This window comes from Nitratireductor sp. XY-223, assembly GCF_004959855.1.
In the GTDB taxonomy this organism is placed as follows: Bacteria; Pseudomonadota; Alphaproteobacteria; order Rhizobiales; family Rhizobiaceae; genus Hoeflea_A.
The window spans coordinates 177,808-192,755 of the sequence record NZ_SPNT01000003.1 but is presented as its reverse complement, the minus strand read 5'-3'; the positions used below and the strand labels follow the sequence as shown (position 1 = coordinate 192,755).

Below are 14,948 nucleotides of genomic sequence, written 5' to 3'. Positions count from 1 at the left end.
GCGGTGCCTTTTCATTTGCGCCGATTTTCCACCATCAAATGTTTCAAGCTAACCATGAAACGGTCTAGGATCGCAGCCCATGAGCGCCGACAAAGATCCTTTCGCCCACCACCCGGAGCTGCGCGGCAAGATCATCGATCCGCAGCACTCTTTCTTCCGCAACTTCAAGCCGTCCGATTTCGACGATCGCATGAAAGCGCTCGGCCTGCCGCCGCACTGGCGGCTGAGCGACGAGGAGCGCGAGGCGATGCGCAGGCGCGTGCTTGCCGGGCGGCCCGACGGCGAACTGTGGGTGTTCGCATACGGCTCGCTGATGTGGGACCCGGGCTTTGACTTCGTCGAGGTGCGCAAGGCCCATGTCGGCGGCTATGCACGGGCGTTCTGCCTGAAGGACGAACTCGGCGCGCGCGGCACGCGCGAAGCGCCGGGACTGATGGCCGCGCTCGATGAGGGGCCGGGCTGCACCGGCCTGGTCTTCCGCATCGATAGCGATCGCATCGAGGAAGAAACGGCCATCCTGTGGCGCCGCGAAATGGCGACGGGGGTCTATATCGCGGCCTTTGTGGACGCCGTTTCCGACGAAGGGCCCCTCAAGGCCGTCACCTTTGTTGCCAACCATGATGCCAGCCGCATCCGCAGCGACCTGACGCATGAGGAGCAGGTCCGCTACATCGCCACCGGAGAAGGCGTCCTCGGCTCGAGCCTTGAATATATCGAGAACCTTGCAGACAAGCTGGCGGCGCTGGACATCGACGACGCGGAAGTATCCGGTCTGCTCGATGCGGCGCGCCGGTATGCCGTGGCGCGGGAGCACGGTTGACCCGGTCCCTGAGGCCGCCCCTATAAGGGATGCGTCATTGCGAATCGCGAGGTGGTCATGAACGCTCCGGCTGAATATCTGAATCCGTCCGAAGCCGCCCGGAAACTCGGCGTCTCGGTCAAGGCGCTGCGCATCTACGAGCAGCGGGGCCTGATCGCGCCGACCCGCACGGCCGCCGGCTGGCGCACCTACGGACCGCAAGCCATGGCGCGTGCAGCCGAAATCGTCGCGCTGCGGTCGCTGGGCCTCGGACTTGCCGAGATTGAGCAGGCCGTTCGCGGCGATGATGCGGACCTCGACGCACTCCTCTCGGCGCATCAGTCCAGGCTTGAAGAACAAATGCGGCAGCTCGCGGAAAAGAACGAGCGGGTACGACGCCGCCGAAGCGAGCTGTCACGTCGCCAAACGGATACCGCGCCCGGCGGCACCGATCGGCAACCAGGCGCCGCCCGTCCTGCCGTTGCCTTCGATCTTCCGTGGCCCTGGGGCGGTGAGCGGTTCGAGCTCTGCGACATCCGGCCCCTGAACTACCTGATCGGGCCCCTTTTTAGCGGCAAGACCAAGCTCGCCAAGCGGCTCGCCGAAACGCTGCCGGGTGCGGCCTTCATCGGCCTCGACCGGCTGGCGGACGGTGCCTCCGAAAGCCTGGCGCGGCTGGCCGCCGACCCGGCACTGGCGGCGCGTGTCGACGGCGCTCTCGCCGAACTGGTTGCACGCGGCGCTGACCGATCGGAGGCCCTCGTCGCCCTGCTTGCAGCGCTCAAGGACGACGGGCCCGACATTCTTGTCATCGACCTAATCGAACAGGGGCTGGACCAGGTTTCCCAGCGGGCGCTGCTGGCGTATCTGCGCGGCCGCGGAGCGGATGCAAGGCCATTGTTCGTCATCACCCGCTCGAATGAAATCCTCGACCTGAAATCCGTGGGCATCCACGAGACCATCATTCTGTGCCCAGCCAATCACAGCCCGCCGACCCCTGTCGCCGCCTATCCGGGCGCTCCGGGATACGAAGCCGTCGCGACCTGCCTCGCAGCGCCCGAAATCCGGGCCCGGACGTCAGGTGTGATCGCCATGCGGACCCACGCGCCCTGACGTGCCACCCGCCCGGCCGCTTAAAAAATTTGACAAACCACCGAGCGACGTCGGACCATGTTCGTATTATGCCGCCTTTGGCGGGTAAGAAAGCGTGGTACGAGTTCGAACAGGGAGGTGAAAATGGGTGACGGTGAAGGAGGAACCGCACGCGGCAGAGAAGCTGGGCCCCGGTGCATTGGGCTGGTCGGGCCTTTTGGAAGCGGTAAGACAACCCTTTTGGAAGCCCTCCTGGCGCGCGCGGGGGCCATAGCCAGACAGGGCAATGTCGATCAGGGCAACACGGTCGGCGATGCATCCGCCGAGGCACGCGCACATGCGATGAGCGTTGAAGCCAATATCGCAAGCACCGAATATCTGGGCGACCGCTATACGTTTGTCGACTGCCCGGGTTCAGTGGAATTTCTGAGCGAGGCAAACGGGGTGTTCGGAGGCGTCGATCTGGCCATCGTCGTGGCCGAGGCCGACGAAAAGAAAATGCCGGCGCTGCAAATGATCATGCGGTCTTTGGAGGACCGCGGCATCCCGCACATGTTGTTCATCAACAAGATCGACAAGTTCCAGGGCAGTATCCGCAATCTCCTCAAGTCCGTGCAGCCGGCGTCCAAGGCGCCGCTTGTCGTCCGGCAGATCCCCATCTGGCAGAACGGGATCGCCACCGGCTTCATCGATCTCGCTCTGGAAAGGGCCTATGTCTACAAGGAGCACGCCACCAGCGAGGTCATTGATATTCCGGACGAGGAGCAGGCGCGCGAAGTCGAGGCCCGCTTCGAAATGCTCGAGCAGATCGCCGATTACGACGACGTCCTGATGGAGCAGTTGCTGGAAGACATCAATCCGGAGCGGGACTTGGTGTTCAGCGATCTCGTCAAGGAAATGCAGACCGGCGATATCTGTCCGGTATTTATCGGTTCGGCCGCACATGGCAACGGTGTCTGGCGGCTCCTCAAGGCGCTGCGCCACGAGGCTCCTGGCATTTCCCAAACCCGTGAGCGCCTCGGTCTGCCGGCACAGGCGGGCAAGGAGCCGCTCCTGCAGGTGCTGAAGACCTTCTATTCGGAGCATGGCGGCAAGCTGTCGGTTGCCCGCGTGCTTTCGGGAACCATTTCGGAAGGCGACACGGTGACCCGGCCGGACGGCTCCGAGGCGCGGGTGTCCAGCGTCCTCGATCTCGTCGGACAGCAGGGCAAACGGCGCGGCGAGGCCGGCGTCGGCGAGACCGTCGCGCTCAACAAGGTCGACGGCGTGATCACCGGCGAGACCCTTTCCGCAAACGGCAAGCAGCCGGAGAATCTGTGCGATCTCGACATACCCGAACCGGTCATCGCCATGCGCGTTCAGCCGACGGAGCGCAAGGACGAAGTCAAGCTGTCAGCGGCCCTGCAGCGCTCGGTCGAGGAAGATCCTTCGCTGCGCTTCACGCACATTCAGGACACGGGCGAAACGCTGCTGGAGGGTCAGGGCGAGATGCACCTGCGGGTGGCGCTCGAACGGCTGACCGGAAAGTACGGCATCACAGCCGAAACCGGCAATCCGACACTGCCCTACAAGGAGACGATCCGGCAGTCGACGAATGTGCGCGGACGTCACAAGAAGCAAAGCGGCGGCCATGGCCAGTTCGGCGATGTCGTCCTCGATATCAAGCCGCTGCCGCGCGGTGAAGGCTTCGTCTTTTCCGATACGATCACCGGCGGCGTGGTGCCGAAGCAGTATATTCCATCGGTGCGCGAAGGCATTCGCGACTATCTTCAGGAGGGACCGCTCGGTTTTCCGGTCGTCGATATCTCGGTGAACCTTTCCGACGGTTCCTACCATACGGTGGATTCGTCCGATCAGGCGTTCCGCATGGCCGGCCAGCTTGCCATGCGCGAAGGCATGCCGAACTGCAAGCCGGTGCTGCTTGAACCCATGTGCAAGGTGGAAATCTTCTGCCCCAACGACGCGACCGCGCGCATCAACGCCATCGTGTCGGGACGGCGCGGACAGCTTCTCGGCTTCGACGCACGTCCCGGATGGGACGGATGGGACGTCGTCAACGCCATCATGCCGGAATCCGAGATCCAGGACCTGATCATCGAGCTGCGTTCCGCGACCGCCGGTGTGGCGAGCTTCCGCAAGGCCTTCGATCACCTGGCCGAGGTGACCGGCAAGCAAGCCGACCAGGTGTTGCAGAAATACGGGAAGAAGGCCGCTTAGCGGCCTTTCGCAAGCGTGTCCTCAATCAGCGGCCGGCCCTTCGAGGCCGGCCGCTCGTATTTGATCACCAGATGTGTTCGGCCTATCGGGCGAAACCGCCGGCCCTTTCGAAAAACCGGGGCTCCATACCCGCCAGTTCCTTCCTGAGCGCGGCGCTGGGCGCTCCGTAGACACTCATGCGCAACGTGCCGACGAGCGGCATGAACCGGTCGGCAAAATTCTCGCCGAACGAGGCGAGATGGGTCAACGCGGCTTCGGAGTCCGCGTAGCGCTCGTACAAATGGCCGGTGGTGCCGTCTTCGCTGATCGACCACTCGTAAACCAGCGTGCCGGGTTCATTGTTCTCAGACCGGTCGGACATCTCGACGATCAGCTCTTTCAGGGAGTCACGCTGCCCTTCTTTGATCTCGGCCTCGATAAACCAGCCAACGGTTGCGGTCATTTCTTGCTCCCTTCGGTAAATTGCGTCGCCGGAAGTATACGGCATTGCCGCAACCATATCTTTTATGTCTTCTTCAAAACAACCAGCAAATGCCAGAGTTCAAATGCGTATTTGCTTGTCTCGGTGCGATAGAGTTCCTCGAGGCGGTCGAAGAATTCATCGGCCAGTTTATCGGCATCCTTCGCGTCCTTTGCGCTCGGTTCGAGGAGCTGCTTGCGCAGGGTCGAATCTGCAAAGGCGCGGATGTAGCCGCGATAGCGTTTCGCATATTCATCCGGATCGCCCGCAAAGGCGCCGAAAACATCGCGGTAATTGCCGGGCGCCGGGGCGACGCTGATTTCCAGGATATCAAACGCCTCGGACAGAACCGCATCGTCCTCCAGCGGCCTTCGGGCCTCGATTTCGGTCATGAACCACAAGGCGAAGACGAAATTGTCCAGAATTGCCGCGTCGATCAGCCCGTCGTCCGCCATCGACTGGGCGACGACCTGGATTGCACGGTAAATGCCGCGGCCGGATGCCGCCGTGCCGTTGATCTCGTCGTCTTCGGGAACGGACCCCAGAGTCGCGACAAGCAGGTGTCCGCCGCTACGCAGCTCATCCGCCCGGCGGCTAAGGAAGGCAACCCAGTCCTGACGGGCCTGGTCCCACAATTGTGCCCTCGCCTCACCCGCGGCATCCGCAAACCAGATCGATCCCGGCAAATGGACGTCCACGGCCCGGCTCAGCCAGTGGCTGGCGGCAAAGCACGTGGCCATATCGACCGAGTTCGCCGGAACCATCTGCCCGTAGAAGGTTCCGACAGCCGCCGAGGTCCGTATTCCTCCCGCTTCGCCCTGGTATCCTGTGGTTCCGTATACGAGCTCGAACAGGGCATTCCAGTCGTTGCCGGGCTGGTCCGCGTGTACGACGGACACGGGAAGGTCCGGAAAGCGGGCGCGACAGACCTCGATCGAAGGCCTCACCGCCTCGACGGCGCTCGAACCGGGACCGCATCCGTAGTCGACGACCGTCACCTCGGGACCGGCGGGCGAAAGGCACTCCACAAGTTCTCGGATGCGCGCCGACTGTGTATTGACTATCTGCTGTTGGGCGGCGGAGTTCCTGTCGTAGTCAACCATGCCCTCCGTGGACTTCATGGGATAATGCGGGCTGTGTTTCATCGGACATTCTCCCAACAAGCGCATTCAATCGCCATAAGGTCTCCTTCGTCCGGAATCGGGGCGCCGGTTACACCCTGATTTCGGCAAAGCACTTTTTTATCCAGTCGACGAACGCGCGCGCCGACGGCTCTTGCTTCAGATGCGGCTGCATCAGCAGCCAGATTTCCCGGGTGATTTCCAGCCTCTGCGCATCGAAGCGGTCGTCCTCGACGAGATCCTGGCAAACGAAGCTAGGAAGAATGCCACTGCACAGGCCGGTCTCCAGCATTTTCCTGATGACAAGCAGGTTCTTCGACAGGCAACGGGCCTTGTCCTTCAGTCCCGCGGCGATCAAAAACTGCGACTCCGGCGAAGCGTCCAATCCCTCCGGATAGGCGCAAAGCAGGGGTTCGTCGATGTCCCGCAATTCTTTGGGCGTGAACAGATAAAAGACCCAATCGCCAAGCTTCGTTATGATGAAGTCGCCCTTCTCCGGCTTGCGCGGACGGATTGCGAAATCCGCCTCCCAGCGCGAAAAATTGACGTTCTCCGTGGAGGCGAGCAGTTCGACGCGCAGGCCGGGATTCTTCGCAAGAAACGGCGGGACAGCGGCGCCGAGAAGTTCGACCGCGATGGAATCGGTCGTCGCCAGCCGGAACGTCGCCGTCGGAAGTCCGACCTTGTCGCGAAGCCCTGCGATCTTTGCGGCCTCGCCGGACATCCGCACCGCGTGCCGCAGCATCTCGGCGCCCCTGGGTGTCGGCTGGCGGACGCCGTCGACCGCGTCGAAAAGCGTAAATCCGATGCTTTTTTCCAGTCTTGCCATGCGCCTGGACACCGTCGTCTCGTCGATCTGCAACCGCGCAGCGGCCGCCAGATAGGTGCCGGTCTGCTGAACCGCCAGTGCAATTCGAAGGTCGTCCCAGTTCATTTGCCTTCACCGCGCAACGGGCCTTTCTGCACAAATGCAGCCCCCCGCCGCGATCTCTCGAGATGATTTCGGTGTCCGTTTGATCGAGAACTATGGCCGCCGGCCGCGTCGTGGCGCCGGCGATACACACACCTTCGCGGATATTCCGCATCGATTCAACCAGAGCGCAGCGATGCTGCCAGTACAAGGAAGCAAAACCATGTCACTACGCATTGGAAGCAGCGCACCCGATTTCGTTGCCGAAACGACGATCGGCCGTATCCGGTTTCACGACTGGATTGGCCAGAACTGGTGCGTTTTCTTCTCGCATCCGAAGGACTTCACGCCCGTGTGCACCACCGAACTCGGCAGCATGGCAAAACTCAAAGGCGACTTTGAGCGGCGCGGCTGCAAGGTCATCGGCCTGGGCATCGACCCCGTGTCGAGCCACCTCGCGTGGTCGGCCGATATCGAAGAGATCGCCGGGGCCGCGCCGGACTATCCGATCATCGGTGATGGCGATCTTGCGGTCTCAAAGCTCTACGGCATGCTGCCGGCGGACGAGCCGGTCGGCAACGGACCGAGAACGGCCCATCAGAACGCCACGGTGCGCACCGTCTTCATCATCGATCCGTCGAAGACCGTTCGCCTGATCATTGCCTACCCGATGACCTGCGGCCGCAACTTCACCGAGGTCCTGCGCGCGCTCGACAGCCTGCAGCTCAACGAAAGGCACAGCCTGGCAACACCCGCGGACTGGTCGAGGGGCGAGGATGTTCTCCTGCCGTTCGACTGGACCGACGAAGAGGCAAGGGCGGCCTATCCGGAGGGTTGGCGGGCGCCGAAACCGTATCTGCGGTTCGTCCCGCAGCCCCGGTAGCGAGCGCATCAAACCAGGAAAGGAGGATGACCATGTCATTCGGAATTCTCAAATACGTCGCGATGATCGCCTTTGTGGCGGGTTCCGCCGGCCACGCGGTGTCCGCGCCGCAGGACTACAAGAATGCCGGACTTCTCATGACCGCGGATGCGCTTTCCGAAGCTATCAACGTCGAGTCGGCATTCGTCATGATGGGCGCGCGCTCGCAGTTGCGCATCATCGACGTGCGCGCACCCGAGGCATTTGCCGACGGGCATATCCCTGAGGCCGTCAACATCCCATACCGGGACCTGACCGACCCGCAAGCCCATGTCGACGGCGCGCTGAAGGCGGATGCCGAGCTGGCGACGATCCTGTCCGAGGCGGGCATCGATGCACACACACAAGTCGTTCTCTATGACGACGAAGGCGGCTTCCGTGCATCGCGCCTGTTCTGGCTGCTTGAGTATTTCGGCCACGCGAAGGCGCGTATCCTGAACGGCGGGCTGCAGGCATGGCAGGCCGGCGGCTATGGATTGTCGACAGGCTCGGATTCGGGGCCGGAGCAGGCCGCGGCGGTGCATTTCAGCCTCAACCGGATGCCGCGGCGTGTCGCCAGCGCGGACTGGATACTCCAGCGCCGCACCGACCCGCAGGTCAAGGTGATCGATGTGCGTCCCGTCAACTTGTACCGGAACGGCCACATTCCCTGGGCGGTCAACATTCCGTGGAAGGGCAACCTGAATGCCGACCTGACCATGAAATCCGCGGAAGAGCTCCACGCGCTTTTTGCCGGGCACGGGGTGTCGCGCGAGCACAATATCGTCATCCACTGCCAGAATGGCGAAGCGTCGGCGCACACCTATTTCGCGCTACGCCTGCTCGGCTATCCGCGGGTCAGGACCTATCACCGCTCCTGGTCCGAATGGGGTTCATCGAGCGATCTTCCCAAGGCTTCGGGTGCCGCGGGATAAGCGGCTCAAATTTCGGGGCGTCCCGACCGGCGCCCCGGAAACACCGCCCGGTGCCCCTACTCCTGCTTCTCTTCGGATTTTGCCGCCCGCAGGGCGCCGTAGCGCTTACGCCAGGCGCGTGCGCCGAAGGGCAGCGAAACCAGGTAGAGCAAGGTACTCACCGCCATGGTCTGCCAGGTAAAGGTCATCAGCAGGGCCACGTATAAAACGATGACGAGCAGCAGCGGGAAGACGAGATCCCGGCGGATACGCTGGCCGAGCGATTTTCCGGAATAGACCGGGACGCGGCTGACCAGCAGGAAGGCGATCAACAGCGTGTAGGCGGACGCGACATAGGCGACGACGGGATCCGGCTCGACCCCGAGGAAACCGAGATAGACGGGCAGCAGCACCAGTATCGCCCCGCCGGGCGCCGGTATCCCGACGAAATAGTCGGCCTGCCAGCTTGCCTTTTCGCTGCGATCTTCCATGACATTGAAGCGGGCGAGGCGAAGACCGGCCGCGATCGCATAGATCATCGCGGCGATCCAGCCGAAGGACTTCACCTGATCGAGCAGATAGGCGTAGAGCACCAGCGCCGGCGCAACACCGAAATTGACGATGTCGGCCAGGGAATCCATGTGCGCGCCGAACTTGGTCGAGGTCTTCAAGAGCCGTGCCGCCCGACCGTCCACCGCGTCGAGCAGCGCGGCGAGCAACAGCATCGCCACGGCGAGTTCGAAGCGCTGTTCGAAGGCAAGCCGGATACCCGTCAGACCTGCGCAGATCGCCAGCGCCGTTATGATGGTCGGCACCATCATGCGCAGCGAAATGTCGCGCAGGCGCGGTCCCCTGCTCTCGTCCTTTGACGTGCCGTTGGGATCGAAGGGTGAGAAGCCGGAATCCATTGTTGCTAAGCCTTGCGGGACACGGTCTTGCCCTTGGCGGCGTCGAACTCGGCAAGGACGGTCTCTCCCGCCACCGCCGTCTGCCCGACCGACACGCGCGGCGTGGCGTTCGCCGGCAGAAAGACATCGAGGCGCGAACCGAAACGGATAAGGCCGAAGCGCTCTCCGGCATCGAGGTGATCGTTGGCCGAGGTCCAGCAGACGATGCGGCGGGCCACCAGCCCGGCGATCTGCACGACGCCGATGGGGCCCTTCGGTGTCTCGATGACAAGCCCGTTGCGTTCGTTTTCTTCGCTTGCCTTGTCCAGCTCAGCATTCATGAACTGGCCGGGCTTGTGGACCACGTCACGGACGCTGCCGGCCATCGGCGCCCGGTTCACGTGGCAGTTGAAGACATTCATGAAGACGGAAATGCGCAGCATCTCGTCTTCGCCGAGATCGAGTTCGCGCGGCGGCTTGATCGAGACAACCGACGACACGCGCCCGTCCGCCGGGCTGATGACCAGGTCGTCGTCGAGCGGCGTGACGCGCTCCGGATCGCGAAAGAAATAGGCGCACCAGGCGGTCAGCAAAATGCCGATCCAGAAGAACGGATCCCAGATCCAGCCGAGGACCACTGAGGCGGCCAGGAAGGCGAGCACGAACTTGTAGCCCTCCTTGTGCACGGGCACCAGCGTATTCGAGATCGTATCGTAAAGACTCATCAAAAACTCCGTGGCGCGTGTTCAGCGCCGGCGGGCGCGAAACAGCCCGCGTCTATATAGACGGATTGGCAGCGGACTTGAACAGCCGATTGGCTCAGTCCTCAGGCAATGGCTCTGCCGGCTCGCGCTGGTCGTAAGGCCGCTTGCGGACGATGACGCCGAGGTCGTCGTGCTCGCGAAAATCCTTCAGTTTTTCCTCGGTCTCGCGGGCCTCGCGCTGGCGGTTCCACATATCGAGGTAAAGACCCTTGTGCTCCAGGAGCTGCTGATGGGTGCCGCGTTCGGCGATGACGCCGTCCTGGAGGACGATGATCTCGTCGGCGCCGATGACGGTCGAAAGACGGTGGGCGATGACAAGGGTCGTGCGGCCGCGGCTGACATAGTCGAGCGCCGACTGGATTTCCTGTTCGGTCGCGGAATCGAGCGCCGATGTCGCCTCGTCCAGGATCAGGATCGGAGGCGCCTTCAATATGGTGCGGGCGATTGCCACACGCTGCTTCTCGCCGCCGGACAGTTTCAGACCGCGTTCGCCGACCATCGTGTCGAGGCCCTGCGGCAGGCTGTCGATAAAATCGCCGATCTGGGCCATGTCGGCCGCCTGGCGAACTTCGTCGTCGGTGGCGTCGATGCGACCGTAGCGGATATTGTAGGCCAGCGTGTCGTTGAACAGCACCGTGTCCTGCGGAACCATGCCGATCGCCTCGCGCAGCGACTTCTGGGTCACATCGCGAACGTCCTGCCCGTCGATGGTGATCGCGCCCTCCTGAACGTCGTAGAAGCGGAACAACAGGCGCGAGAGCGTCGATTTTCCGGCGCCGGACGGTCCGACCACGGCGACGGTCCTGCCGTCCGGCACATCGAAGGTTATGCCCTTCAGGATCGGCCGGTCACTTTCGTAGCGGAAGTACACATCGTCGAAACGTATGGCACCGGATTTCAGCGCCAGCGGCTTGGAACCGGGCTTGTCGACGACCTCCTCGTCGATGTCGAGAAGGTCGAACATGTTCTCGATATCGGTCAGTCCCTGGCGGATTTCGCGGTAGACGAAGCCGATGAAATTGAGCGGGATCGAAAGCTGCATCAGCATAACGTTGATGAAGACGAAATCGCCGATCGTCTGATCGCCTCTCTGGACGGCAAGCGCCGACATGACCATCATCACCGCCATGCCCGCGCCGAAGATCACCCCCTGCCCCAGGTTCAGCCAGCCGAGCGATGTCCAGATGCGGGTGGCCGCCTTCTCGTAGCGCGCCATCGACCGGTCGTAACGGGCCGCCTCCATGTCCTCGTTGCCGAAATACTTGACCGTCTCGAAATTGAGCAGCGAGTCGATGGCCTTGGTGTTGGCGTCGGTGTCGGACTCGTTCATGTCGCGGCGGATGGCGATGCGCCAATCGCTAGCGCGCACGGTGAACCATATGTAGAGCCAGATGACGATGGCCGTCACCGCCACATAGGACCAGCCATAGGCAAAGCCGAAAATGAGTGCGACGAGCGCGAACTCGAGCAGTGTCGGCAGCGTGTTCAGGATCGTGAAACGAACGATCGACTCGATGCCCTTGACGCCGCGCTCGATGATCCGCGACAGCCCGCCGGTTCGCCGTTCCAGGTGAAAGCGCAGCGACAGGCGGTGCATGTGGACGAATGTCCTGTAGGCAAGCTGATGGACCGCGTGCTGGCCGACTTTTGCGAACAACGCATCGCGCAACTGGTTGAAACCGAGCTGGATGATGCGCGCGGCATTATAGGCGAGGACCAGCATGATCGGCGCGATCAGGAAGGCAGGCAGGAAATCGAGACCGTCGTGGTTGCCGTTGAGCGCGTCTGTCGCCCATTTGAAGAAGTAGGGAACGACCACCTGCGACAGCTTCGCCAGCACCAGGAAAACGGCGGCGATCATGACGCGGCGTTTCAGGTCGGTGCGATCCGATGGCCACATATAGGGCCACAGATTGCGCAGCGTATGCAGCGGATTGGCGGTGTCGGAAGCGACGGTTTTATTCTGGTCTGACAAGGAAACGCCTTTTTGAAGCGGGTGCGGAACGCCCCCAGCGCCGGATACAATATTTCCGACGGAAAGGGCGGCGATGTTCCGCGATCGCCGCCCTGTATCTACATAGGTTTCAGGTCCTGACCGTCAAGCGACCGGGCCCTCGGCCCCTACCTGCCCCGGATGCGCTGGCGATGCAGTTCCTCGGCATTGTCCAGCGGCTCGTCCGGCACCATGAATATCTGTCCCGGTTCGATCTTGTCCGGATTCCGGATCTGATCGGTATTGGCCAGGTAAATCGTCGTATAGCGCACGCCGCGCCCGTAGATTCGCCGCGAGATCTGCCAAAGCGTGTCGCCGCGGCGGATGATGACGGAACTGTCACGCGGCTCGAGCGCCGGCTGAACGACCGTCGGCGTCGCGTCGTCCTGCGGCTCGGCGCTGGCGACAACGGTCGATTCATCGGCGGCGTCTGTAACGCCTGCTGCCGAGTCTTCGGCCGATCCTTCCTCGACCACCGGCGTCTGCGTATCCGTTTGCGCGGTTTGCGTAGTCGGTTCGGACTCAGACGGTGCCGCGTCTGATGCGGTTTCCGCAGTGCCAGAATCCGACATTTCCGCCGGTTTCTCGGAACCTTGGGCGGCCTGCTCGGTCTCCGGGCTTTCGGTCGTCCCGGCCGCGCCGGTTTGTTCGGCCGCTGTTTTTTCCGCGGCTTCGGTTGCCGCGCTGCCGCCGGCAGCAGCTGCACTTTCGGGTGCTTTTTCGGCGCTGTCCTCAGATCCGGAAGATGCCACTGCGGCCACCATCTGGCCCTCGGGCCGGGTGAACGGGACCGCGACCCGCAGGGACGGTGCGTCGCCCTCCTGCATGATCAGGTCGGCGCCGATGATGTGGTCGCCCACCGCGAGGTCTTTGCTGGCTTCGACGAGAAAGCGCCCGGAGGTGCTGACGGCACTTTGACCGATCGGTTCGCCGTCGGCATAGACGCGCACCTCGCCGCCGGGCGTTGCCGAGCCGGCGACGAAAATGCGCCCATCCTCGATCTCGACGGCGTCGATGCGCAGGGTGGTTTGCGGCGCGGCGGCAACGGCACTGGATTTTTCGGTTTCCGTTTCATCCGCTGCCGTGTCGGACGGAAGCATGGCGGTTTCCGTCCCGGTGTCTTCCGTTGCGGTAGCCGGTGCTGCCGCGACTTCGGACCCTGTCGTGGATGTCTCGCCGTCTCCGGCTTCCGGCTTCGCCGCCTCGCTCGATGCGGCGGCTTGCGTCTCGGCAGCGGGCGCTGCTTCGGTCGCCGTTTCCCCGGCGGCGGGTTCCTTCGCCATCGCGGTTTCCGGCTCGGCTTGCTCTCCCGTCGCCGCCGCTACCTGCGTTTCTTCCGGTTTTTCGGCAGGCGTTTCGGCAGCGCTGGTTTCGGTGCCGGTCTCCTGCGTTGTCTGTTCGGGTTTGGCGGCGGCCGTTTCGCCGGCGGCGTCCTCGGTCTCCGGCTTGGTCAGAATGCGGCTGGCTTCACCGGGCTTGGTGACCATGACCAGAAGTTCGGCGGGATCGTCCTTCGGGACGCTGATGGTCGCGACTTCCTCGGACTGGGCGGATGCATCGCCCTCACCGACCGACCGCAGGACGATTTGGTGGTCGCCCGGCTCAAGCGCGTCGTCGACGACCGCAACGAAATCGCCGCTCGCTCCTGCGTCGGCCTTGGCAATGACCTGCCCGCTGCTGACGATCTCGACTTCCGTTCCCGGCGTCGCCTGACCGGCGATCAGCGTCGAGCCGTTGGGCTCCACGCGCACGACATCGAATGTCGGGGCACTGATTTCGCCGGCGGCAGCTGTCTCCGCCGCATTCTCATCGGACGCTGGCTCTGCCGCAGCTGTCTTTTCCTCACCTCCGGTCTGCGTGGATCCGGAGCCGGTTTCGCCTTGCTGCGCCGTTTCGGTTCCGCCCTGCTCGGCGAAAGGATCCGTCTGATAGACGTAAACCCCGACAATGATGATGATCAGCAATCCGACAAGGGCCCAAATCAGGGACTTGTTCTTTTTCATTTCATACTCCAGTCGGCGCGGCATAAATAATGCAGCACGCTCGCGGATCGCGCCCATCCGCCCCCTGTATCGATTTTCCCGCCGCATGCACCACGTGCGCAGTGCCGAACCCCGAAAATCGCCGCCAAACTAGAACTTTTGCAGCACCCAAACAAGCATTTGCACGGTTTTGGGCCGCGTTCGCGGCAAGAACACACCGGTTATCGACAAAAAAGCATCAGCTGTGCGGTTGCGGCAACGGCTTGACCTGTCCGGGCCTGCCATGCTTGTTCGGTGCCATGGCGGAGAATCGGTCTATTTGCGTCTATTGCGGCTCCCAGGCCGGCAATGATCCGGTGTTCGAAGCGGCGGCCGTAACGCTCGGCAGGTCGATTGCCGAAAACGACATCCGGCTCATCTACGGGGGCGGGACCCACGGCATCATGGGTGCGGTTGCCGGGGCGGTCATCAGCGGGAACGGCCTGGTGACCGGGATCATTCCGGAATTCCTAAAAAGCCGCGAGGCGGGAAACGGAAAGAAGCTCTCATTCGACGAACTGATCGTGACCCGGGACATGCACGAGCGCAAACACACCATGTTCGAGAAATCGGGCGCCTTCGTCGCCCTGCCCGGCGGTATCGGAACGCTCGAGGAAATCATCGAAATCATGACCTGGTCGCAGCTCGGCCGGCACAAGAGACCGATGGTGCTGGCAAATATTGCCGGCTTCTGGGACCCGCTGCTTGAGCTCCTCAACCACATGGGAACAACGGGTTTCCTGCACTCCGCCCATCTCGCCGAACCGCTCGTCGTGTCGGACGCGTCCGAGATCGTCCCCCTGATCGTGCGCCAGTGGGAATCGGGCAGCACGGGCGCCGGTGACCGCGAGGTCATCGACAGGATGTAG

Annotated in this window: 13 protein-coding genes; 6 read left to right on the top strand and 7 right to left on the bottom strand. The window is 62.8% G+C overall.

Going from position 1 to position 14,948, the window contains the following annotated elements; genetic code table 11:
• Positions 1 to 79: 79 nt before the first annotated feature.
• The 3 genes from E4M07_RS12500 to E4M07_RS12490 all read left to right on the top strand — a co-directional run bounded on the left by E4M07_RS12500 (position 80) and on the right by E4M07_RS12490 (position 4,108).
• On the top strand, positions 80 to 820 hold the full coding sequence (locus E4M07_RS12500) for a gamma-glutamylcyclotransferase (RefSeq protein WP_136658687.1): 741 nt from the start codon (positions 80 to 82) through the stop codon (positions 818 to 820).
• 57 nt (positions 821 to 877) lie between these two features.
• On the top strand, positions 878 to 1,912 hold the full coding sequence (locus tag E4M07_RS12495) for a MerR family transcriptional regulator (RefSeq protein ID WP_136658686.1): 1,035 nt from the start codon (positions 878 to 880) through the stop codon (positions 1,910 to 1,912).
• A gap of 123 nt (positions 1,913 to 2,035) precedes the next feature.
• Positions 2,036 to 4,108, top strand: coding sequence for an elongation factor G (locus tag E4M07_RS12490; protein ID WP_136658685.1), 2,073 nt, complete (start codon positions 2,036 to 2,038; stop codon positions 4,106 to 4,108).
• 82 nt (positions 4,109 to 4,190) lie between these two features.
• Here the strand turns inward: E4M07_RS12490 and E4M07_RS12485 are convergent, their stop codons facing one another.
• The 3 genes from E4M07_RS12485 to E4M07_RS12475 form a co-directional block, all read right to left on the bottom strand.
• Positions 4,191 to 4,550, bottom strand: coding sequence for an antibiotic biosynthesis monooxygenase (locus E4M07_RS12485; RefSeq protein ID WP_169054199.1), 360 nt, complete (start codon positions 4,548 to 4,550; stop codon positions 4,191 to 4,193).
• A 62-nt stretch (positions 4,551 to 4,612) separates the two neighbouring features.
• Positions 4,613 to 5,713: a hypothetical protein gene (locus E4M07_RS12480; RefSeq protein ID WP_169054198.1), complete on the bottom strand. Its 1,101-nt coding sequence runs from the start codon at positions 5,711 to 5,713 to the stop codon at positions 4,613 to 4,615.
• A gap of 67 nt (positions 5,714 to 5,780) precedes the next feature.
• Positions 5,781 to 6,623, bottom strand: coding sequence for a LysR family transcriptional regulator (locus tag E4M07_RS12475; protein ID WP_136658682.1), 843 nt, complete (start codon positions 6,621 to 6,623; stop codon positions 5,781 to 5,783).
• 199 nt (positions 6,624 to 6,822) lie between these two features.
• Here E4M07_RS12475 and E4M07_RS12470 point away from each other — a divergent pair, with 199 nt between their 5' ends.
• The gene (locus tag E4M07_RS12470; RefSeq protein WP_136658681.1) at positions 6,823 to 7,482 is read left to right on the top strand and encodes a peroxiredoxin; all 660 of its coding nucleotides are present in this window, start codon (positions 6,823 to 6,825) and stop codon (positions 7,480 to 7,482) included.
• 32 nt (positions 7,483 to 7,514) lie between these two features.
• A complete protein-coding gene (locus tag E4M07_RS12465; protein WP_169054197.1) occupies positions 7,515 to 8,435 on the top strand; it encodes a sulfurtransferase in 921 nt (306 codons plus the stop codon).
• Positions 8,436 to 8,491: 56 nt separating this feature from the next.
• Here E4M07_RS12465 and E4M07_RS12460 read toward each other — a convergent pair whose 3' ends face one another.
• The 4 genes from E4M07_RS12460 to E4M07_RS12445 all read right to left on the bottom strand — a co-directional run bounded on the left by E4M07_RS12460 (position 8,492) and on the right by E4M07_RS12445 (position 14,061).
• Positions 8,492 to 9,322: a phosphatidylcholine/phosphatidylserine synthase gene (locus E4M07_RS12460; protein ID WP_136658679.1), complete on the bottom strand. Its 831-nt coding sequence runs from the start codon at positions 9,320 to 9,322 to the stop codon at positions 8,492 to 8,494.
• A gap of 5 nt (positions 9,323 to 9,327) precedes the next feature.
• The gene (locus E4M07_RS12455) at positions 9,328 to 10,026 is read right to left on the bottom strand and encodes a phosphatidylserine decarboxylase (protein WP_136658678.1); all 699 of its coding nucleotides are present in this window, start codon (positions 10,024 to 10,026) and stop codon (positions 9,328 to 9,330) included.
• Positions 10,027 to 10,120: 94 nt separating this feature from the next.
• Positions 10,121 to 12,040, bottom strand: coding sequence for an ABC transporter ATP-binding protein/permease (locus E4M07_RS12450; RefSeq protein WP_246660439.1), 1,920 nt, complete (start codon positions 12,038 to 12,040; stop codon positions 10,121 to 10,123).
• Positions 12,041 to 12,186: 146 nt separating this feature from the next.
• Positions 12,187 to 14,061: a LysM peptidoglycan-binding domain-containing protein gene (locus E4M07_RS12445; protein WP_246660438.1), complete on the bottom strand. Its 1,875-nt coding sequence runs from the start codon at positions 14,059 to 14,061 to the stop codon at positions 12,187 to 12,189.
• A gap of 278 nt (positions 14,062 to 14,339) precedes the next feature.
• Between E4M07_RS12445 and E4M07_RS12440 the strand changes: the two genes are divergently transcribed.
• Positions 14,340 to 14,948: a TIGR00730 family Rossman fold protein gene (locus tag E4M07_RS12440; protein ID WP_136658677.1), complete on the top strand. Its 609-nt coding sequence runs from the start codon at positions 14,340 to 14,342 to the stop codon at positions 14,946 to 14,948.